Here is a 211-nt window from a genome sequence, read left to right as displayed (position 1 = left end):
GTTTCCAGAAGAAGGAATCCGACCTCGTTATCGTCGTCACCCCGCACATTGTGCGACCGGCCCGCCCGGGTGAGGACCTCTACAGTCCGCTCGATCAGACGCGCTCGTCTAATGACGTCGAACTTTTCGCGCTCGGTGTCTTGGAAGTCGACAAGGACATGCTCCGACGCTTTCGCAATGGCGTCGGCGTGACTGGGCCCTATGGCCATCG

1 pseudogene is annotated in these 211 nt (G+C 60.2%); it reads left to right on the top strand.

Annotation, left to right across the window (positions count from 1 at the left end):
- Positions 1–211 (top strand): annotated as a pseudogene (locus tag AF337_RS44070) (type II and III secretion system protein family protein); the annotation flags it as partial.

Origin of the sequence: Rhizobium ecuadorense, from assembly GCF_001187535.1 — a bacterium.
Classification (GTDB): Bacteria; Pseudomonadota; Alphaproteobacteria; order Rhizobiales; family Rhizobiaceae; genus Rhizobium; species Rhizobium ecuadorense.
Note: the sequence above shows the minus strand (reverse complement) of the source record. Positions and strands in the feature narration are given on the sequence as shown.